The organism is Cupriavidus sp. FW306-1B-F12B (genome assembly GCF_058781795.1).
Map to the genome: position 1 here is coordinate 265812 of NZ_JBYSXC010000005.1, position 19107 is coordinate 284918.

Below are 19107 nucleotides of genomic sequence, written 5' to 3' on the forward strand. Positions count from 1 at the left end.
TGGGCCACCGCATGATGTGCGGATGCCCAAGCATCTGATGGAGAGGATTGCATGAGCTTGCCTTCATCGCTGGCATCGCGCCTGCGCCTGCCGCTGATTGCCGCGCCAATGCTGCGTGTGTCCGGCCCGGACCTGGTGGCCGCCGCATGCCGCAGCGGCGTCATCGGTGCGTTTCCCACGGTCAACGCCCGCGGTGCCGAGCAGTTGGACGCCTGGCTTGCCCAGATCAAGGCCCGGTGCGCCGAGGCGCCCGGCCCGGTCGCGCCGGTCTGCCCCAACATCATCATGCGGCGCCAGGCCACGCTGGATGAGGACCTGCGGGTCCTTGTCCGCCACCGGGTGGAAATGGTCATCGCCAGCGTAGGCTCGCCCGAAGCCGTTATCCAGCCGCTGCACGATATCGGCTGCCTGGTGTTCGCCGACGTGGCATCGATCCGCCATGCCGAGAAGGCGCTGGCGGCGGGTGCCGATGGTCTGATCCTGCTCACGGCCGGGGCCGGCGGGCAGACCGGCTGGGCCAACCCCTTTGCCTTCGTACGTGCCGTACGCCGGATGTTCGACGGCCCCATCGTGCTGTCGGGCGGCATGTCCGACGGTGCCGCGCTGTGGGCGGCCCGCACGCTGGGCTGCGATCTGGGCATGATGGGCACGCGCTTCATCGCCACGCCGGAAAGCCTGGGCGCCGACCACTACAAGGCCATGCTGGTGGACAGCCGGCTCGACGACGTGTTGCTGACCCAGGCCTTCACGGGACTGGATACCAACATGCTGCGACCCTCCATCGTGGCGGCGGGGCTGGACCCGCAGACCCTGCAGGGCAAGGTGTCTCCCGAGCGTGCCCGCGAACTCTTCAGCGAGCATGGCCGGGAGGCGCACGGCCCCAAGCGCTGGGTCGACATCTGGAGCGCCGGGCACAGCGTTTCGGGGGTGGATGGGGTGCTTCCCGTGGATGAACTGGTTGATGTGCTGGCTGGGGAGTACGCACGCGCGCGAGCGGAGACGGCGCGGCTGATGCAGCATTGACGAGGGCTTCAGCTTGGCAGTATACGAACGGCATTCCAGCTTGCAGCTCCCCCGAGCTGCCGTGCTAGCGGTCCATACCGCCAGCACGGTTTTCAGCAGCGCATGCCGGTCAATGCCCTTGCTCGATATTGAGGATTTTCCCCAAGCCCAGAAAATAGTTCGCAAAGGCAAGCACGCTAGCCGTCACGGCTATATAGACGACTGACAGCGCGGCCAGCGTCGGATCGGCAAACTCCCGGACATAGTTGTACATGGAAACGGGCAGTGTCTGCGTGTCTTGCGTTGTGACGAAAAGCGATGCGGTGAATTCACTGAACGACATGATCGCTGCAAACAACCAGCCGCCAAACAGCCCCGGCGCGAGCAGCGGAATCGTAATCGTGAAAAGCACCTTCAGCGGCGACGCACCGAGGCTTGCTGCCGCCTGTTCCAGCTTTGCGTCCAGGTTTTCCATCGAAACATAGACGCTCTTCAGCACGAACGGCAGCACCAGCATCACGTGACACAGGATGACGACGTCATATGAGCGGTGTATGGAGGCCTGTGACACCAGGATGAGCAGGCCCAGCCCCAGCGTGAAGTGCGGCACCACGAGCGGAGAATGCAGGATGGCCAGCAGCGTCTGCTTGCCGGGGAATTCCAGCCGTTTGACGGCAATCGACAGGCAGGTCCCGATCACCAGCGCAATGAACGAGGACCATCCGGTGATGACGAGGCTGGCACGGAATCCATCCCGAAAATCCGGATAACTGAAGACGCGTGCAAACCATGTCAGCGAATAGGATTCAGGCGGGAAAGTGATGATCGCCTTTTCGTTGAAGGCGGCGATGGTCACCACCACCACCGGCAGCAGCACGAATGCAAGCAGGATGGCGACGAGCAGCGGGCCCGCGACACGCAGCGGCAAAGGCAGAGCGCTTTTGATTCTCATTTTAGTGGCCTCCAACGGCTTTCAGCCGCTTGGTGAACAGCCCCAGGGAAAAGAGCGCTGCGGCCGTGAGCAGCAAGCCCATCACACTCAGGCTGGCCGCCAGCGGGAAGTTCATGGAAGCAAAGCCAAGCTGGTACACCAGCGTCGAGACCGTCGGCACGCGGCCTCCGCCAATCATCTGAGGCGTCGCAAAGGCGCTGAAGGTCCAGGCGAACGCAGTTGTGATGCCAGCCAGGATACCCGGCATCGAAAGCGGAAGCGTGACCGTGAGGAAGGTCCTGACCGGGCCGGCACCCAGGCTCTGGGCGGCTTTTTCGTAGTCGCGGTCGATATGCGAAATTGCCGTGGCTAGCATCAGGACCACGACGGGAATCGTTACGTGCACCAGCGCGACCAGCACGCCCAGGTGTGTGAACATGAGTTCCAGTGGCCAGTCGATCAGGCCGAGCTTTCGCAGCGTGCCATTGATGAAGCCATTGCTGCCCAGGACGGCAATCCAGGAGTAGGTCCGGACGATTTCCCCCAGAAACAGGGGCGTGATGGACACCACGAGAATGAAGGACTTGAGCGCCCGGCTCCTGACGCGCACCAGGGCATAGGCCAGCGGGTACGCAACCAGCAGCGAAAACACGGTCGTCTCCACGCTCAGCCACAAGGTGTTGGAGAACGCGTCGAGATAAATCGACTTGGTCAGGTCGCTGAAGTTGGCGAACGTGAATCCGCCGACATCCAGGGAGCCGGGCACATACGCCCGGAAGCTGAACTGCAGGACCGCAATCAACGATACTGCGATGCACAGCGCGACAAGTACTGCCGGGGAGACCAACCAGGCTCGTGAATCGGGGCGCATTCTTAAACCTTATTCCAGATGCTCAATCGGCGAGGGAGGATCGGCGCGGTGCATTGCCGCGGCGACCCTCCCTCCATACTCTTACTGTCGGGTTCAGTTCATGACGTTTTCAGTGAACCACTTGCGCCATTCCGCAGTCTTCTCGGCGCGCAGCTTGTGGTCCACGAGGATGGCCTTGTCCCACTGCTCCTTCGTTGTGAACACGCCGGGCAGCTTGGCGTCTTCAGGCGAAACCTTGGCGTCGTCGACGACGGGGCTGGCCTTCTTCAAGGCCACGATCTTCGACTGGACTTCCGGGGACAAGGCGATGTTCATGAACTTGTAAGCCAGATCGGCCTTGGTGGAGCCCTTCGTGATGGCCATGGTATCGATGCCGAGCACCGCGCCTTCCTTGGGTGTGACCAACTTGACGGGAACGCCCTGGCTGATCATGTGATAGGCGTTGATCGACAGGATGACCTGCACGGGCGTTTCGCCGGTGGCGATCAACTGCTGCGCATTGGCGTCATTGGTATAGAACGCCTTGAAGTTGGGCTTGAGCGCCTTGAGCTTGTCCTGCCCCTTTTCCCAGCTTTGCGCATCGCCACCCGACAGCATGGCCGAAACCGCGACCACATGGCTCGGATCGAAGTCGGGCACGCCGATCTTGCCTTTCAGGGCCGGGCTCCACAGGTCGTTCCAGCTCTCGAACTTGACGCTGGGCGGCACCAGGTCGGCGCGATAACCGATGGTGTAGACATAGGCCCAGCTGCCGATGTGATACGGGCTGATCCTGGCGCGCTCGACCAGATGCTTGTAATTCGGAATCTTGCTCGTATCCAGCTTTTCAAACAGATTGCCGTTGGCGTAGAGCCAGCCGACGTGGGAAGTCGTGAAGGTAACGTCGCTCTCGGGCTTGGAGGCAAGCTTCGCCTTGTTCAGGCGGTCGATGGTGCCGCCCGTGATGTACTTGACCGGCACCCCGGTTTGCCGCGTGAATTCCTTGCCGATGCTTTCATCGATGAGGTCGCGGAAACTGCCGCCCCAGGTGCTCACCACCAAGGCTTCCTGGGCCCATGCCGCGGTACTGCCAAGCGTGGCGGAGAGCGCGCAAAGTGCCAAAAGCTTGCGAATCGTCATTTACTAACCCCCAATCGAAAAGATAAACATCTGATAGAACTGGAAATACGCTGGAACGTGCCACCGGGCAATGCAATCACAAGAAGAGATGCGTTGCTGACGCAATCACGTTGACGCAATGACTTCGAATTACGGAGCCTATGATGTGAAAGTCGTACCAGGCGGCCAAGTCGGCTTTTTCGTAGGGGTGCCTCACATTTCCCGATGGGGTTGTGGATGGTTCCGCCGTCTGGAGCAGGTTAGCGGCCGTGTGAGGTTCGGTGGTATTCGGAAATTCCTAAACGGCCGGCAGGAAAATACAAATGGCGCCGCCAGCGGCTGCACATGACCATGCAGTCGGGTGCATCGCCCCCAATCTCCCGCCACCTGCCGAATCGATCCGAATCGACCATGAAGCATACCCGCATCCGCACCTTCAACACCAAAGTCACCTACCCGGAACAGAACCTGGACAACGACCTTTGCCAGGCCGTTGTCGCGCGCGGCCGTACCGTTTTTCTGCGAGGGCAGATCGGCCAGAACCTCGACACCTCGGAGAGCGTGTGCATCGGGGACGTCGCCGGACAGGCGGAGCAGGCCATGGCCAATATCGCGATGCTGCTCAAGGAAGCCGGCGGCGAGCTCGAGGACATCTGCAAGATCACGATCTACATCATCGACCCGCGCTACCGCGAGGCGGTCTATCGCGTCGTGGGCCGCTGGCTGAAGGGTGTCTTCCCGGTCTCGACCGGCATCGTCGTATCGGCTCTGGCCCGCCCCGAGTGGCTGGTAGAGATCGACGCCACCGCTGTCATCCCCGACTGAGCTGCCATGACCTTCTCCATCATTGCACGGTGCCCCGCCACCGGCCAGTTCGGCGCCGCCGTGGCGTCCTCGTCACCGGCGGTTGCCTCGCGCTGCATCCGCGGCCGCAAAGGGGTCGGCGCCGCCGCGAGCCAGAACATTACCGACCCGGATCTGGGGCCCCTCGCGCTGGACCTGATGGCCAGCGGCCTGACGCCGGAACGCGCCCTCGCGGAGTTGCAGAAGCGCCCCCATATCGAGTATCGCCAGCTCATGGCCATCGACGCGCACAACCCGCCAGTGGTATTCACCGGTGCCAAGGCGCTGGGCACCCTGGCAAGCGTGGTCGGCAGCCATGCCGCATGCGCGGGCAACATGCTGGCGACGCGTGACGTGCCCCAGGCCATGCTGTCGGCCTTCGAGCAGACCGAAGGCGCGCTCGCGGAACGGCTGATGCAGGCCATGCTCGCCGGCCAGGCCGCCGGCGGCGAGGAGGGTCCGGTGCACTCGGCAGGCCTGCTGGTGTACGATGCCCAAAACTGGCCTGTCGTGGATCTGCGCCTGGACTGGGTAGAAAACGATCCGGTCGAGGCCCTCCATGCCGCCTGGGAGGTTTATGCGCCGCAGCTGAAGGACTATGTCAAGCGGGCGCTCGATCCCCGTGCGGCGCCCAGCTTTGGCGTTCCCGGAAACCTGTGACCAGTCCGACGCATCGAATGAAGCGTGACAGCGCCGGCCAGGCAGCCGGCACTCGAAAGGGCAAACCTTCTCCAGTACACTGGACCGTTCCCCTTTTCCTGATCTCGACATGCTCAATCGCATTTCCCTGCGCCAGATGGAGTATTTCGTCGCAACGGCGAAGCATGGCAGCATCGCCGCTGCGTCGACGCAAATCCATATCTCCTCTCCCTCGATCTCCGCAGCGATCGCCCATATCGAGGCCGAACTGGGCGTGCAGCTGTTCGTGCGCCATTCTTCCAAGGGCATTGGCCTGACCACCATCGGCAAGCTGGTCCTGCATCACTGCGAAGACATGCTCGGACGGTCGTCCCGACTCTATGAAATCGCCTCCGATTCGAGCGACGTCATCCAGGGCACCTTGCGGGTAGGAAGCTTCCAGTCGCTCACGGCAATGATTGCGCCCGAGGTCATCTTCGGCTTTTCGCGCGCCTTCAACAAAATCGAGCTGCAGATGGTCGAAGGCGATCAGGAAGTCTTGATGAACAAGCTCCATGCGCTTGAGATCGACGTGGCGATCACCTACGACCTGCACCTTGAGGACGACATCCAGTTCGAGAGCCTGGCGACAATGCCGCCCTATGTGCTGGTGAGCGAGGTCCATCCGCTGGCGCAGCAGAAAGTCGTCTCCTTCGAAGAGCTGGCGCCCGAACCCTACGTCCTGCTCGATATGCCGATGAGCCGGGACTATTTCACCTCGCTGTTTGAAAAGGCCGGCGTGACGCCGAACATCGCGGCGCGTTCGCAGTCCACGGAAGTGGTCCGGTCCATGGTCGCCAACGGCATTGGCTACGCACTCTTCAATGTGCGCCCCAAATCCGATCAGTCGCTCGATGGAAAGCGCATGGTGCGGGTCCGCCTTGCCGGTACCCATCGGCCCATGCTGCTCGGCCTGGCGACTTACAAGCCGATGAAACAGTCAAGATTGACGAGAATCTTCATGGAACGCTGCCGCGCTTATATCTCCGACCAATACATCCCGGGAATGAGCGCTCCAAGTTTCTTCGATCCCCATATAGCAGCGCCGCTGAAATCGGCGTCCTGAAGCGCCAGCCGCATCGGCCATGCCGTGTTTTGGCAATGCCCCCTCAAGAAGGGCCAGAGATGGAAAATCAAGCCTCCTCAGCAAGCGTCGCTCTCCTGGAAACGCTCATTTCTTTCGCATCGGTTTCCCTGACGCCAAACATCGCGCTCATCCACAAGGTCCAGGACATCCTGGCGGAAGCCGGCATCGAATCGATGCTCGCGCCCGACCCGCAAGACCCCAGCCGCTCCAATCTGTTTGCGACGATCGGTCCGGTGGGCGTTCCGGGCGTCCTGCTCTCCGGTCATACCGATGTGGTGCCGGTGGAAGGCCAGCCCTGGACTTCACCCCCTTTTGAGGCAACGCACCGGGATGGCCGCATCTACGGACGCGGCACAGCCGACATGAAAGGCTTCGTGGCCTGCGCCGTCACCGCCATGGTGGCAGCCGCTCGGCGGCGGCTCCAGCGCCCCTTGCAGCTGGCGCTGTCCTTCGACGAGGAAATCGGCTGCGTTGGCGTGCGCCACCTGCTGCGCCGCCTGGAGAACAGCCTCCCCGCACCCTACCTGTGCATTGTCGGCGAGCCGACCCTGATGCGGATCGGCACCGGTCACAAGGGCAAGGCTGCCTACCGGGCAGTCTGCTGCGGCCAGGCCGGCCACTCAGGCCTGGCGCCCAGGTTCTTCAACGCCATCCACATGGCCAGCGACCTCGTCGCATCCCTGCGGGACGTGCAGCGTGAACTGGCGCAAAGCGGCCCGCGCGAGGAGGGCTACGGCGTGCCCTACAGCACGGTCCACGCCGGCGTCATCCACGGCGGCCGCGCCTTGAACATCGTGCCCAGCGAATGCGAAGTCAGCTTCGAGATTCGCAACGTCTCGGAAGGTAAACCTGAGGAGATCCTGAAGCGCGTCCTGGAACGCCTGGCCGAGCGCGTCAAAAATGAGGCGCTGGATCCTGCGGCGCCCTTGCCAGACATCCAGATGACGAACAGCTATCCCAGCCTGAACACCCGCGAGGATTCGCCTGCTGTCGGCCTGCTCGCCTCGCTGCTCCCCGCGGGCACCCCATGCGCCAGGGTGGACTATGGCAGCGAGGGTGGATTGTTCCAGCAGAGCTGGAACGAAACGCCAGTGCTGATCTGCGGGCCCGGGAGCATTGAAGTCGCACACAAGGCCGACGAGTATGTGGAGCTGGCGCAGATCGAAGCCTGCGACCGCATGCTGGCCGGCCTCGTCGAGTTTCTCTGTCAATAAGTCCTGGCGTCCTGGCCGGCTTCGGCCCGGACGCCTCAGGACGCTATCAAAATGAAGTCAGCAGGATGCTGCGGTCGACCGACTGGATATCCGTCTTGCCGCAAAACGCCATGGAGAGATCAAGCTCGTTCTGAATGATGTTCAAGGCCGTGGTCACGCCTTGCTCGCCGAGGGCGCCCAGGCCATACATCATGGCGCGACCGATATACGTGCCACGCGCCCCGAGCGCGATAGCCTTGAGCACATCCTGGCCCGAGCGGATGCCGCCATCCATATGGACTTCCACCCGATCCCCGACGGCTTCCACGATGCGCGGCAATGTGGAGATCGATGACGCGGCGCCGTCCAGCTGGCGCCCGCCATGGTTCGACACAATGATGGCATCGGCGCCGCTTGCCACCGCCAGCCGCGCATCCTCGGGGTCCTGGATGCCCTTGACGATCAGCTTCCCATCCCATCGCTTCTTGATCCATTCAACATCCTGCCAGGACAGACGCGGATCGAACTGCTCCTGAGTCCACTCCACCAGCGACCCGATATTGTCGACGCCCCTGGCATGCCCGACGATATTGCCGAACTGACGGTGTCTGGTACCCAGCATGCCCATGCACCAGCGCGGCTTGCTCGCCATGTTCACAAGGTTGCGCAGGGTCGGCTTGGGCGGCGTGGACAGACCGTTCTTCTTGTCCTTGTGCCGCTGGCCGAAGACCTGCAGGTCCATCGTGACCACGAGCGCCGAACAATTGGCATTCCTGGCACGGTCGATCAGGCTTTCGACAAAGGTCCGGTCGCGCAGCACATACAGCTGGAACCAGAACGGATGGCGTCCGGTCGCTTCCGCCACCGCCTCGATCGGGCAGATGCTCATGGTGGACAAGGTGAACGGGATGCCGTGCCGCTTCGCCGCGCGCGCGGCCAGGATTTCTCCATCGGCGTGCTGCATGCCGGTCAACCCGGTGGGCGCGATCGCCACCGGCATGCTGACCGGCTGGCCCACCATGGTGCTGGCGGTGCTGCGCTCGGTAATGTCAACCGCCACGCGCTGGCGGAATTCGATACGCTGAAAATCCGCCTCGTTGGCACGGTAGGTATATTCGGTCCACGATCCGCCGTCGACATAGTCATAGAACATGCGCGGCACGCGCTTTCTCGCCAGCCTGCGCAGGTCTTCAATGCACGTCATCTCGGCCATGGGAACTCCCTTGAGAAAAACAAAAAGCTGCCGGATCACCCGATCCGGCAGCTCGTGCGTGCAACCTCGTTACCAATGACAGGTCACCGTGCAGCCTCAAGAACAAGCTCAAGACCGCTCATACGTCATGTAGCCGTTCTGGAGCACGATATGGTCAGCGATGTATTTCGCATCGTGCCAGACGCCATAGATGAAGGACGACGCCCGGTTGACCAGATTCGGCAGGCCCAGGAAATAGATGCCGCTTTCCGCGGAGATGCCGCGCTTGTGGAACGGATCTCCCTTCTCGTCGAAGGCATTCTTCACGTTCAGCCAGTTGAAATCAAACTTGAAACCGGTCGCCCAGAGAATCGTGGTGATGCCGGCGTCAGCGAGGTCGAGGCTGAGGATCGGGTGCTTGAGGCACTCCGGGTCCGGCAGCAGCTCCCAGGCGTCAGGTTCCGGCGGAAACGGCAGGCCATTCTCTTCGATATAGGCATCCGCTTCGCGCAGCACGTCGAAGTAGGCGCGGTCGCCTTCGGCGATGTTCTCGGGCAGGCCTGGCTCGAACGTCATGACGCCATCCTTGTAGGATTGGGTCAGGCCGACCAGGTTGATGCCCGCGTGCGCCAGGCGCCGGAAATCGACGGTCTTGCCGCCTTCATAGCCGCTCACGGCGAAAGCGACGTGCGCCTTCTTGGGCCGGATCCTCACTTCATCCCACAGACCGAGGGCGCCCAGCCACCAGCAGTAGTCACGGCCACGGTACGCGCGCGGCGGACGGTAATGCTCGCCGACCGAGAGATAAACCGTCTTGCCGGCCTGGCGCAGCTCTTCGGCGATCTGCGAGCCGGAAGCGCCCGCGCCCACCACGAGCACCCCGCCTTCCGCCAACTGGCCCGGATTCTTGTAGGCCGAGGAATGCAGCTGCCGGATTTTTTCGCTCTCGGGCACGATCTTCGGATAGGCCGGCGTCTGGAACGGGCCGGTTGCGGCAACGACGTTGTCTGCGTCGATGATGCCGTCGGATGTCGTCACCCTGAAGCCGGGACGTCCTTGATGCCGTTCCACCCGCCTGACTTCCACGCCGGTACGGACCGGCGCCTTCAGCATGGCGGCATAGCTCTCGAAATACTGGGCCATGCGCTCTTTCGACGGAAAGGTCTCCGGCGAAATGCCCTCGAATTTCATCCCGGGAAAACGGTCATGCCAGGCCGGTCCATTCGCGACCAGAGAATCCCAACGTTCCGAGCGCCAGCGTTCTGCGATTCGGCTGCGTTCCAGCACGACATGCTGCACACCCATGTGCGCGAGATGCTCGCTCATCGCGATGCCCGCCTGGCCAGCACCGACCACCACGGTGTTGATTTTTTCCACTGACATTTGAATTTCCTAAGAATGATCGCCCCGGTCAGTCGCCCCGGCACGGAAGCTTCGACGGCAAGGCGTACTGGCGCCCTGGAAACATCGCTCATCGACGGTGGCCAGTTTGATGAAGCCCACCTCGTTTGAAAATCACGTTTTTCAAACTCAGGACTTAGGAAAAAGTAAAGCGCGGGCCGAAGGGTCCCGCACCGCCCCCCGCACCCGCGCACCACAAGGCGTTCCCGGCCATCGCATCCGCGCCGCCTGCGCCTGAAAACAGGCATTTCGTTTTTTCCGAGGGACCGCATCAGTTTCGGCAAAGTCCCGATACTGGCTGTTTGACTTATCCTGCTTGCCAGTACCAGCTCGGCCTCGATGTCATTGGGCCCAAGCCTGGAGCACGGCATACTCCTCAATCTCTGTACACCTATGAACGTAGCCAACTCCGAGCCTGCCGCACAGCAACACAACGCACAGCCCGATACCGCAGTCAGCCTGGAACGGGTGGTCAAGAAGTATCACGACCACACCGTGCTGCACGAGCTCTCGCTGAAGATACGACGCGGGGAGTTCCTCACCCTGCTGGGCCCGTCCGGGTGCGGCAAGACGACGCTCCTCAACCTCATTGCAGGCTTTGCGGAAGCCGACACCGGCGAGATCTTCATCGATGGCCAGCCGGTGACCTGCGAGCCGCCGCACAAGCGGCAGATCGGCATCGTCTTCCAGAATTACGCGCTCTTTCCCCACATGACCGTCGAGCGCAATATCGGCTATGGCCTGCGTATGCGGGGCGTGGGCAAGGACGAGATCGCACAGCGCGTGAAGCAGGTGATGGACCTGGTGAAGCTGGACGGCCTCGGGCACCGCAAGCCGCGCGAACTCTCGGGCGGCCAGCAGCAGCGCGTGGCGCTGGCGCGGGCACTGGTGATCCAGCCCAAGGTACTGCTGCTGGACGAGCCCTTCTCGGCCCTGGACAAGAACCTGCGCGGCTCCATGCAGGTAGAGATCCGGGAAATCCAGCGCCGCTTGCGCCTGACCACGGTATTCGTCACCCACGACCAGGGCGAGGCGCTGGCCATGTCCGACCGGATCGCGGTGATGTCGAACGGCACCATTCGGCAGATCGCGTCGCCGGCCGATCTGTATCAGAACCCGCAAGACCCGTTCGTGGCGTCCTTCCTGGGCGACGTGAATATCCTGCCAGCGCATTATCACGGCCAGACGGCAACGGACGTGCAACTGCGCCTGGGCTCGGGGCTCATCAGCTTTCCGCATGCCCGCCTGGCCGACGCATCGCACGACGGGGAAAGGCTGGACGTGTACGTGCGCCCGGAGCACATCAAGCTTGAGCATCTGCATGCCGAATCGGTGTTGAGCGGCACGGTGATCAATCACGTCTACCAGGGCGATCACATCAATACGTTCATCGACGTGGACATTCCGATGACGGCCCGTCAGGTCGTCACGGTGCGCAGTGCGGGCCTGGGCGCCATGCAGCAATGGCCCATCGGCTCGGTCGCGGGACTTGCGCTGCCAGATGAGGGTGTCAGCATTTTCAGTCCGCAGAAGCGGACGTAAGAGCAGATGCAAGAACGCAACGCGAAGGCATGACACAACGCGTCAGACAACGCCGCCTGAGAGAACACACCCATGACCAGTCTTCCCCGCTCCATGCAAGCCATCATCGCCCGTGAACCCGGCGACGCCGGTGTGCTAACGCTGGCCGAGCGCCCCATGCCCGAGCCCGGTGCTGGCGAAGTCCTGCTACGCGTGCTCGCCGCCGGCGTCAACCGGCCCGACATCATGCAGCGTCAAGGTATCGCCAAGCCCGCGCCCGGCATCACCGACGTGCTCGGGCTGGAAGTCTGCGGCGAAGTGGTCGCCTGCGGTCCCGGTGTGGACAGCCAGCTGATGGGCCAGCGGCTGATGAGCCTGGTGCCCGGCGGCGGCTATGCGCCGTGGTGTACGGCGCCGGTCGATCAGTCCTTCATCGTGCCCGGCACGCTTTCCGATGTTGAGGCAGCCGCCTTGCCCGAGGGGCTGTTCACCGTGTGGCACAACCTGTTCGAGCTGGGCCGCCTGGCCATGGGCGAAACCGTCCTGATCCACGGTGCAGCCGGCGGCATCGGCACGCTCACGATCCGCATGGCGCATGCCGCCGGCGCAACCGTCATCGTCACGGACAACGACGAAAGCCGTTTTCCGGAACTGCGCGCCATGGGCGCCGCTGCGACGATCTGCTGGCCCACCACCGATTTCACCAAGGCCTGCCTGGAGTACACCGATGGGCGCGGGGTCGACGTGGTCATCGATATCGTCGGCGGCGACTATGTCCGCCGCAATCTTGCCGCCATGGCCTTCGGCGGCCGCCATGTCAGCCTGTCCTTCATGCAGGGTTCGGCGGTCAATGTCGAACTGCTGACGCTGATGCAGCGCCAGTTGAGCCTGCACTCGTCCACCATGCGCCCCCAGAGCCATTACGAAAAGACCCGGATGGCCCAGAGCCTTGCCCGCCATGTCATGCCGCTGCTGAAGAACGGACGGGTCAAGCCGCGCATCCACGCCACCTTCCCGCTCGCGGAGGCGGTCGCGTCCCACCAGATGCTGGAAAGCGGCAAGGTCTTCGGCAAGCTGGTCCTGATCCCATAGAGGCCAATTAACCATGCTGAAACTCCTTTTCGCTCCGACCTCGCCATTCGTGCGCAAGGTCATGGTCTGCGCACACCTGACGGGGCAGGCCGAATCCATCGAGCTGCTGGACAGCGCCGCCCATCCGGTGCGGCGCGACCCGCGCATCGCGGCCCACAACCCGCTCGCCAAAGTCCCGACGCTGATCCTGGAAAATGGCCAGTCCATCTATGACAGCCGGGTGATTTGCGAGTACCTGACCAGCCGGGCAGACGCCGCGGACATCTTTCCCGCCTCCGGCCCCGCGCGCTGGACGGCCCTGACCCGCCAGGCGCTCGGCGATGGCCTGCTCGACGCCGCGCTGCTCGCGCGCTACGAACGGACGGCGCGCCCCGAGGAAGTCCAGTGGCCCACGTGGCGCGAAGCGCTGCTGACGAAAGTCAGCGCCTGCCTCGAGTCAATCGACGCCATCGCACCGGACCTGGCGGAAGAACAGCCCACCATCGGTGAAATCACCATCGGCTGCGCGCTGGGGTATCTGGACTTCCGGTTTCCCGAATTCGATTGGCGCGCCCAATACCGCAACGCGGCACGCTGGAATGAGGCTTTCCAAAGCCTGCCCGCCATGCAGGCCACGCGCCCCCACGAAGGTTGAGATACAGAGGCAGAACATGAGCGAGAGAATCACCATCTGGTTCCTGAACGGCCCCAACGCCAATCTATATGGCCTGGACGCCAACAAGACGTACGGCAGCGACAGCTTTCCGGTGCTGCAGTCTCGATGCGAGAAAAAGGCCGCGTCCCTGAATGCCGACCTGCGCTTCTTGCAGTCGAACTACGAGGGACAGCTGGTCGACTGGATCCAGGAAGCGCGCGGCGTGGCGGACGGCATCATCATCAATGCGGCCGGCCTGACCTACTCGTCGATTCCGATCCTCGATGCCTTGCTGTCTTTCCCCGGCAAGATCATTGAAACCCATATGAGCAACATCTGGAAGCGCGAGCCGTTCCGCCACCACTCCTACATCTCCAAGGTGGCGGATGGCGTGATCGCCGGGCTGGGCGGCGACGGCTACGAATTTGCCATCGAGGCCGTCACGCGGCTGGTGCAGAAGGGCAGAGCAGCGGTCTGATTTCCCATGCGCACGCGGAACGGCAGCAAGATGTACTCTCGCTGTCGTCCTTGCCATTATTCTCAATGCAGTTGCCAAGATGCCAATTTCTGAAGACACCCCGTCGGGCGCGCTGGCCTTCTACAGCGCATTCGACGATTTCGACACGTGGAAGCGCGCGCTACAGGCCCAGCTCCCGAAGCTGAAGGTCATTCACTCCAGCGAAATCACCCGGCCGGCCGACATTCACTACGCGCTCGCCTGGAAACCGCCGGAGAATTTCTTTGCCGGGATGACGAACCTGCGCCTGATCGTCAATTTGGGGGCGGGGGTTGATTCACTGGTTCAGCGGCAGGACCTTCCCCAAGGCATTCCGATCACACGGCTCACGGACCCGCAGATGGCGCGCATGATGGCGGGGTACGTGCTGTTCGCTGTGCTGCGGCACGCCCGGGACATCCCGTACTTCGAGCAGGCGCAGCGGCGGGGCGAGTGGGCCTACCGTCATCCCCGTTCTCCGGAAGACATCCGCGTGGCGGTTCTGGGGCTCGGTCAGCTGGGCGCGAGAGCGGCCCACGAACTGCAGCGCCAGGGGTTCGAGGTGATCGGCTGGTCGCGCAGCCCGGCGCAGATCGAAGGCGTGGAATGCTTTGCCGGACTGGAAACGCTCGACACCGTGCTCGGACAGGCGGACATTGTCGTCGTGATGCTGCCGCTCACGCCGCAGACGGCTGGCATCCTGGATCGGGCGCGACTCGAGCGGCTGCCGCGAGGCGCGGCCTTCATCAACGTCGCGCGGGGCGCACTGGTCGATCAGGCGGCGCTTACGGACCTGCTCCAAAGCGGCCACATCGGCGGGGCAACCCTGGATGTTTTCGAGCGCGAACCTTTGCCTGCCGGGGATCCGCTGTGGAGCATGCCTAATGTGCTGATCACACCCCACCTGGCTTCGGTGGCGATTCCGTCGTCTGCGGCGAGGCAGATTGCGGAGAATATTATTCGCGTTTCTGCCGGGGAATTGCCGGAGAGCATCATCGATCCAGCACGTGGATATTGAGGTATGGACTACGTCCGGCGTAATGCGCCGGACACGTGGAAGGGGTGAGAGACGCGATCAAAATGGAGCGAAGCGGTTCTGGCTTGGCGGCGAAGAAGGGACTCGGGTCGCGAGCCCGGCTTGTTCCAATCAGGCAAGTAACCCTGACCGGCTGCTTTCTCCATAGCGGGCGTCTACATCAGACTGCTGTTTCGCTGGGTGACATGTCATCACGCAGAGGGGCACATCACCCGACACGTTGGATATCCGGCAGCTTCCAGGTCTTGTCGAACCAGGGCTGCAGCGGACCGTAGAGGCGGAAAATCGTAAACCAACTCTTGCCCGGAACCGTCTGTACCCAATTGTCAACATTCGTGGGTCGCTTAGGGCTGAAGTAGACATCCACGCTGCCGTCCGGATTCGCCTTTGGTTTGGTCTGGCTGGAGAGGCTGGGGAAGCGCTGATCAGTTTGCAACATGGAGCGCGTCTGTGTGTCATACAGGACAACCGACCAGAAATCTTTGGCCGGCACATCGGCGGGAACGCGCAAACGATAGGTCTTTGCACCATCGAAAGCCTGGCCGTTCGCATCCAGATTGGCCGATGCGTATTGTGACCCAACCCCCGGCATCGCTACGGCCATTGCGGGTGTGTTGACCGTGGCCGCATAGAAGAACATGGTTCGCGCGTCGAAATTGCGCGCCCCGCCCTTGGTCAGCCATTCGTAGCTGCCGCCAATGAACGGTGTATTCCAGTGGGCATTAGGATAGATTCTTGCTTCCTTGGCTCGGCTGCGAAAATCAATCGAACGGGCAATGGCGTTCCCGGTGGCGACTGCGTCGGTGAGGATCTTCTTCATTCGGGCATCGGGCGCAAAGGGCTGGCCCTTGACCAGTCCGATGTCATTAAAGATGCCCATCATGTCGGGGCCGTACGAATCCTCAGGTTCTTCCTGGACGATCTGGTTAAGCTCGGAAAAGAAGCTGAAATCGTTGGCGTGCACCGTATTCATTTCCCGGCCAGAAAGTTCGACGAAGTTCGGCTCGTGCGGCCGACCAGCCTCGGAGAGCGGGTAGACGCGCATATGCTGCCGGATGCTGTCCACTGCCGCCCGGGTCGACCCGTCCTTCATAAAGCCGCGACCCAGCACCAGGTTGCCGTAGGTCGGGGATTTGAAGGTGAAATAGCCTTCCGGCACGGCGCCCTTGTAATCCGGAGGCAGGATCAGGTACTTCCCGCCCTTGCCCTTGTCAGGGCCGGCATTGCCAAGGTCGGCAACATAGCGGAACCAGAAGTCGTTGACTACGCCCAGCACGTTAGGAGGACTCTCGATGACGACGGGGCCGTTCTTTAGGTCAATCCACGTTGCGTAGTAAATGCTTTCGGTATTGGCCGTCAGGTACAGCGACCTTGAATCCATCAGGTCCTGAAAGATGCCGATCGTTCCGTTGACTGCGCCGACGGCGCGACTGCCAGTGCGCAGGCCCACCATGGAGGCGCCGGGAATACCGTTGAGAAAAGCTTCGATGCCGCGGCTGAAATCCAGCTGATCATAGACCTTGGAAGCGGTATCCTCTGTCGGCACACCATCGAAGAAGCGCAGCGTGCCGATGCGCGTTTCAACCTTGTCCGGCGTCGTGATCTGCGGCGGAATAAGCGTCGTCATTTTGTACTGCCGCTCGTCGGCACTGGCGGACGGCGTGGCGAGGGTGGCTATTGCGACGGCCAGTACAGCCCTCTTTAGTACCGTTGGACTGCTTTCCGAGCGGTTCAACATGAACGCCTCCTTCTCATCATTTCCGGATCTCCGCCTTCAGGCGCCGAAAAGCTCGCTTGGGACCAAAACGCGGGCGACCCCGAAGAGTCATCCTATAGTTTTCGTCTCACAGAAAATGCAATGATGAACCCCGCGCCCCGCGCACATTATTCGCTACGAGTCGTCCGCGGTGTTTCGCGGCACATATTGGCACAATGACGTTACGGATCATCCTTTAAGGATCCTCTCTTCGGCAATTGAAAGATTTAGTGTTGCGAAGTAAAAATATCCGTCGTTGGTTCAACGAGTCGGCGACTCGACAGGTGCCGAATGACTGGTTCAACGACAGCAGACGTAGTCTGTCGGTCTTCGAGGGGGCAGCAACTAGCTTAAGGAGCAGTCACTCAACTGTAATTTCCCGATGACCGCTACTGGCCGTCTGCGGGCATAGTCGGCACGAACTACCCCCGGCTCAAACGCGTCTTTGGTTCCCGCGAGGCGATCATGGAGGCTAACGACTCCGACTTGTTCGACGCCTTGGCGACCCTTCATTCATTCCACGATCGATTCCGCTTCTTCGACGGAGGACTTGCCACGTGGAAGCGACAGTTCCCAACATTCAACGACCCAAAGCGGGTGCGAGAAACTTTGGCATATTTGGTCCATGGGGCCGGTGACATTGTGGAACGCATGGCAAATGCCATTTACTCCCCTCGCTACAAGCTTGACGAATTCGGCTGACGATGAGGACTGGCCATTTCCCACGCTCACGGAACTTGTGAAGTTACGGTGGTAAGGGAAACCCAGGGTCGCCTATCGACCCCAAATTTCTCCTCACGCACTCCATAACCGGTTTGCAGCGATTGCGGTCCATCGAGGAGGAATGGTCCTGTAATCGGCCAGACCCGGAAGCTCAGAAGAGTCAACCAGGCGGCGAACAGCCGCGCCTGCTCCGTGCGCGGGTCGTGGCGCAGGAAGCGAATGCGCCTGCGCACCTGGTCCAGCAGTCGAACGGTGCGCAACGGAGGTAGTCTGTCTGGTGCGCTGGGAGGGGGGTTCCGCGCAGGTGCGATTGACGTGACAGACATGCGGTATAAACGCGTCGGCGGTTAAGCAGCCATAGAGGAGGAGCAAAAATGAGAAACCTGAATCGATACGTTTTGGTGTTTGCAATGCTTGTTCTGCAAGGGCATCAATCTCTCGCGCAGGTTCCGCCAGACCTGCCACAGGCGTTAGTCGACGCAAACGAGGCGTACGAGAACATTGTGAGCGTCGAGAAGATTCTTCGTCGCATTGAGAACGGCGAAGACCCTGGAGCCGAGCATTTTGGAAGCGACTGGAGCAAGCTCGTCGACGGCTACCGGCGAGCAGGACAGAAACTCGACGCTGCAAGCGAGGGCGACTACAAAGATGTAGTGCTCACACCTGTCTCAGCCGAGGCGTTGGCCAAGTGTTCATCGCGACCTGCAGCCGTGGAGGTGCTCAGGGAGAATGCGAAGGCGCTGAGCAGTAAGGCAGCCGCTCACAAGAGCGAATTGCGCGATCTAGATGAGCAGAAGAAGCGCATCGACAGCAATCGAGAAGCGCTTAAGTACATGATCGACATGACGAGGCAAGCCGCCCATGTCCCGGTGATCGGATCAACCTTTGTGTGGGACTGGTATGCCTTGGAAGCTGGGGTGCGGCCTGCGCTCGGCGCCTATGACCAATCGGTTTCGCGTTACCGAAGGAAGGTGGTGCGCGCACGCGATAGAACGGAAAGCCAGCTCGAGAATCTCAACCACAACTGGATGATGCTTCCGGCATGCAAACCGAACGCCCATCCAGCCGCGGGAACGTACGTGGGAAACAAGGGTAGTAGTCAGCAACACCGGCTCGTTATCAATGCCGATGGCCGAACGGGACTCTACGTCGTCAGGAATGCGTCGGGCTACACGGCCAGCGATGCAGTTCGCAACATTTCCATCAATGGTACTTCGATAAGCTGGATGGATAGTGCGCCAAGGAGTGGCACGATAAGCGCAAACTACAAGACGATCTCCCACAAGTCCTGCTCGCAGTGTACCCCGGCAGTGTTGAAGCGGATCAACTGATCCTGTACCGCGCGATTCTCAATGCAATGCAGGAACCTTAAACGACAAAACCCCGGGGCGCTGGGCCGCCGGGGTTAAGTCTTTCTTGAAACATAGATCATCATAGAGGTCGTCGTAGTAATCGTCGTCAGGCGACTGCTCTCGTGGCTCCTCGCAGGCAGCCAACCTCGTACCGTCCCTCCCAAAAAAATAACCGCAGCCGAAGCTGCGGTTATTCCATCC

17 protein-coding genes are annotated in these 19107 nt (G+C 61.6%); 11 read left to right on the forward strand and 6 right to left on the reverse strand.

From position 1 onward, the window contains the following. Positions 1-51 precede the first annotated feature (51 nt). On the forward strand, positions 52-1023 hold the full coding sequence (locus AC3WLE_RS11340) for an NAD(P)H-dependent flavin oxidoreductase (RefSeq protein ID WP_492317995.1): 972 nt from the start codon (positions 52-54) through the stop codon (positions 1021-1023). 109 nt (positions 1024-1132) lie between these two features. On the opposite strand, the gene AC3WLE_RS11345 is transcribed toward AC3WLE_RS11340, so the two are convergent. The 3 genes from AC3WLE_RS11345 to AC3WLE_RS11355 all read right to left on the reverse strand — a co-directional run bounded on the left by AC3WLE_RS11345 (position 1133) and on the right by AC3WLE_RS11355 (position 3923). Continuing rightward, complete coding sequence (locus AC3WLE_RS11345; protein ID WP_492356348.1) at positions 1133-1954, reverse strand: ABC transporter permease; 822 nt, start codon at positions 1952-1954, stop codon at positions 1133-1135. Between the two features lies 1 nt (position 1955). Beyond that, positions 1956-2804 (reverse strand): ABC transporter permease, encoded by an 849-nt coding sequence (locus AC3WLE_RS11350; RefSeq protein ID WP_026163914.1) that lies wholly within the window; start codon positions 2802-2804, stop codon positions 1956-1958. 93 nt (positions 2805-2897) lie between these two features. Beyond that, positions 2898-3923, reverse strand: a complete 1026-nt coding sequence (locus AC3WLE_RS11355) for an ABC transporter substrate-binding protein (protein WP_354681836.1) — start codon at positions 3921-3923, stop codon at positions 2898-2900. Between the two features lie 390 nt (positions 3924-4313). Between AC3WLE_RS11355 and AC3WLE_RS11360 the strand changes: the two genes are divergently transcribed. The 4 genes from AC3WLE_RS11360 (at position 4314) to argE (ending at position 7724) form a co-directional block, all read left to right on the forward strand. After that, complete coding sequence (locus AC3WLE_RS11360; protein WP_010812548.1) at positions 4314-4727, forward strand: RidA family protein; 414 nt, start codon at positions 4314-4316, stop codon at positions 4725-4727. A gap of 6 nt (positions 4728-4733) precedes the next feature. Further along, complete coding sequence (locus AC3WLE_RS11365; RefSeq protein WP_492317993.1) at positions 4734-5405, forward strand: DUF1028 domain-containing protein; 672 nt, start codon at positions 4734-4736, stop codon at positions 5403-5405. A gap of 109 nt (positions 5406-5514) precedes the next feature. Further along, positions 5515-6489 (forward strand): LysR family transcriptional regulator, encoded by a 975-nt coding sequence (locus AC3WLE_RS11370; protein ID WP_354681834.1) that lies wholly within the window; start codon positions 5515-5517, stop codon positions 6487-6489. A 59-nt stretch (positions 6490-6548) separates the two neighbouring features. Continuing rightward, positions 6549-7724 carry an acetylornithine deacetylase gene (gene argE, locus AC3WLE_RS11375; RefSeq protein ID WP_492356349.1) on the forward strand — a complete coding sequence of 392 codons (1176 nt, stop codon included), beginning with the start codon at positions 6549-6551 and terminating at the stop codon, positions 7722-7724. A gap of 46 nt (positions 7725-7770) precedes the next feature. On the opposite strand, the gene AC3WLE_RS11380 is transcribed toward argE, so the two are convergent. After that, positions 7771-8916, reverse strand: a complete 1146-nt coding sequence (locus tag AC3WLE_RS11380) for an alpha-hydroxy acid oxidase (protein ID WP_492317991.1) — start codon at positions 8914-8916, stop codon at positions 7771-7773. A 108-nt stretch (positions 8917-9024) separates the two neighbouring features. Then, positions 9025-10278 (reverse strand): flavin-containing monooxygenase, encoded by a 1254-nt coding sequence (locus AC3WLE_RS11385; protein ID WP_427309073.1) that lies wholly within the window; start codon positions 10276-10278, stop codon positions 9025-9027. A 411-nt stretch (positions 10279-10689) separates the two neighbouring features. Here AC3WLE_RS11385 and AC3WLE_RS11390 point away from each other — a divergent pair, with 411 nt between their 5' ends. From AC3WLE_RS11390 to AC3WLE_RS11410, 5 genes are all read left to right on the forward strand, one after another. Further along, positions 10690-11838, forward strand: coding sequence for an ABC transporter ATP-binding protein (locus AC3WLE_RS11390; protein WP_427309071.1), 1149 nt, complete (start codon positions 10690-10692; stop codon positions 11836-11838). A 72-nt stretch (positions 11839-11910) separates the two neighbouring features. Next, positions 11911-12909 carry an NAD(P)H-quinone oxidoreductase gene (locus AC3WLE_RS11395; protein WP_492356350.1) on the forward strand — a complete coding sequence of 333 codons (999 nt, stop codon included), beginning with the start codon at positions 11911-11913 and terminating at the stop codon, positions 12907-12909. A 13-nt stretch (positions 12910-12922) separates the two neighbouring features. Further along, the gene (locus tag AC3WLE_RS11400; RefSeq protein ID WP_492356351.1) at positions 12923-13543 is read left to right on the forward strand and encodes a glutathione S-transferase; all 621 of its coding nucleotides are present in this window, start codon (positions 12923-12925) and stop codon (positions 13541-13543) included. Positions 13544-13559: 16 nt separating this feature from the next. Beyond that, the gene (locus AC3WLE_RS11405) at positions 13560-14021 is read left to right on the forward strand and encodes a type II 3-dehydroquinate dehydratase (protein ID WP_492317988.1); all 462 of its coding nucleotides are present in this window, start codon (positions 13560-13562) and stop codon (positions 14019-14021) included. Between the two features lie 79 nt (positions 14022-14100). Further along, complete coding sequence (locus tag AC3WLE_RS11410; RefSeq protein ID WP_492317987.1) at positions 14101-15057, forward strand: 2-hydroxyacid dehydrogenase; 957 nt, start codon at positions 14101-14103, stop codon at positions 15055-15057. A 226-nt stretch (positions 15058-15283) separates the two neighbouring features. Here the strand turns inward: AC3WLE_RS11410 and AC3WLE_RS11415 are convergent, their stop codons facing one another. Continuing rightward, positions 15284-16813 carry a DUF1254 domain-containing protein gene (locus AC3WLE_RS11415; protein WP_492356352.1) on the reverse strand — a complete coding sequence of 510 codons (1530 nt, stop codon included), beginning with the start codon at positions 16811-16813 and terminating at the stop codon, positions 15284-15286. 1115 nt (positions 16814-17928) lie between these two features. Here AC3WLE_RS11415 and AC3WLE_RS11420 point away from each other — a divergent pair. After that, positions 17929-18885: a hypothetical protein gene (locus AC3WLE_RS11420; protein WP_492356353.1), complete on the forward strand. Its 957-nt coding sequence runs from the start codon at positions 17929-17931 to the stop codon at positions 18883-18885. Positions 18886-19107: the final 222 nt, after the last annotated feature.

What these genes read in the sequence shown, in the direction of transcription:
- AC3WLE_RS11360 (WP_010812548.1), top strand. Translation starts at nt 4,314, where the DNA reads ATGAAGCATACCCGCATCCGCACCTTCAACACCAAAGTCACCTACCCG.
- AC3WLE_RS11395 (WP_492356350.1), top strand. Translation starts at nt 11,911, where the DNA reads ATGACCAGTCTTCCCCGCTCCATGCAAGCCATCATCGCCCGTGAACCC.
- AC3WLE_RS11410 (WP_492317987.1), top strand. Translation starts at nt 14,101, where the DNA reads ATGCCAATTTCTGAAGACACCCCGTCGGGCGCGCTGGCCTTCTACAGC.
- AC3WLE_RS11420 (WP_492356353.1), top strand. Translation starts at nt 17,929, where the DNA reads ATGAGAAACCTGAATCGATACGTTTTGGTGTTTGCAATGCTTGTTCTG.
- argE (WP_492356349.1), top strand. Translation starts at nt 6,549, where the DNA reads ATGGAAAATCAAGCCTCCTCAGCAAGCGTCGCTCTCCTGGAAACGCTC.
- AC3WLE_RS11400 (WP_492356351.1), top strand. Translation starts at nt 12,923, where the DNA reads ATGCTGAAACTCCTTTTCGCTCCGACCTCGCCATTCGTGCGCAAGGTC.
- AC3WLE_RS11385 (WP_427309073.1), bottom strand. Translation starts at nt 10,278, where the DNA reads ATGTCAGTGGAAAAAATCAACACCGTGGTGGTCGGTGCTGGCCAGGCG.
- AC3WLE_RS11380 (WP_492317991.1), bottom strand. Translation starts at nt 8,916, where the DNA reads ATGGCCGAGATGACGTGCATTGAAGACCTGCGCAGGCTGGCGAGAAAG.
- AC3WLE_RS11390 (WP_427309071.1), top strand. Translation starts at nt 10,690, where the DNA reads ATGAACGTAGCCAACTCCGAGCCTGCCGCACAGCAACACAACGCACAG.
- AC3WLE_RS11340 (WP_492317995.1), top strand. Translation starts at nt 52, where the DNA reads ATGAGCTTGCCTTCATCGCTGGCATCGCGCCTGCGCCTGCCGCTGATT.
- AC3WLE_RS11365 (WP_492317993.1), top strand. Translation starts at nt 4,734, where the DNA reads ATGACCTTCTCCATCATTGCACGGTGCCCCGCCACCGGCCAGTTCGGC.
- AC3WLE_RS11415 (WP_492356352.1), bottom strand. Translation starts at nt 16,813, where the DNA reads ATGTTGAACCGCTCGGAAAGCAGTCCAACGGTACTAAAGAGGGCTGTA.
- AC3WLE_RS11405 (WP_492317988.1), top strand. Translation starts at nt 13,560, where the DNA reads ATGAGCGAGAGAATCACCATCTGGTTCCTGAACGGCCCCAACGCCAAT.
- AC3WLE_RS11355 (WP_354681836.1), bottom strand. Translation starts at nt 3,923, where the DNA reads ATGACGATTCGCAAGCTTTTGGCACTTTGCGCGCTCTCCGCCACGCTT.
- AC3WLE_RS11345 (WP_492356348.1), bottom strand. Translation starts at nt 1,954, where the DNA reads ATGAGAATCAAAAGCGCTCTGCCTTTGCCGCTGCGTGTCGCGGGCCCG.
- AC3WLE_RS11350 (WP_026163914.1), bottom strand. Translation starts at nt 2,804, where the DNA reads ATGCGCCCCGATTCACGAGCCTGGTTGGTCTCCCCGGCAGTACTTGTC.
- AC3WLE_RS11370 (WP_354681834.1), top strand. Translation starts at nt 5,515, where the DNA reads ATGCTCAATCGCATTTCCCTGCGCCAGATGGAGTATTTCGTCGCAACG.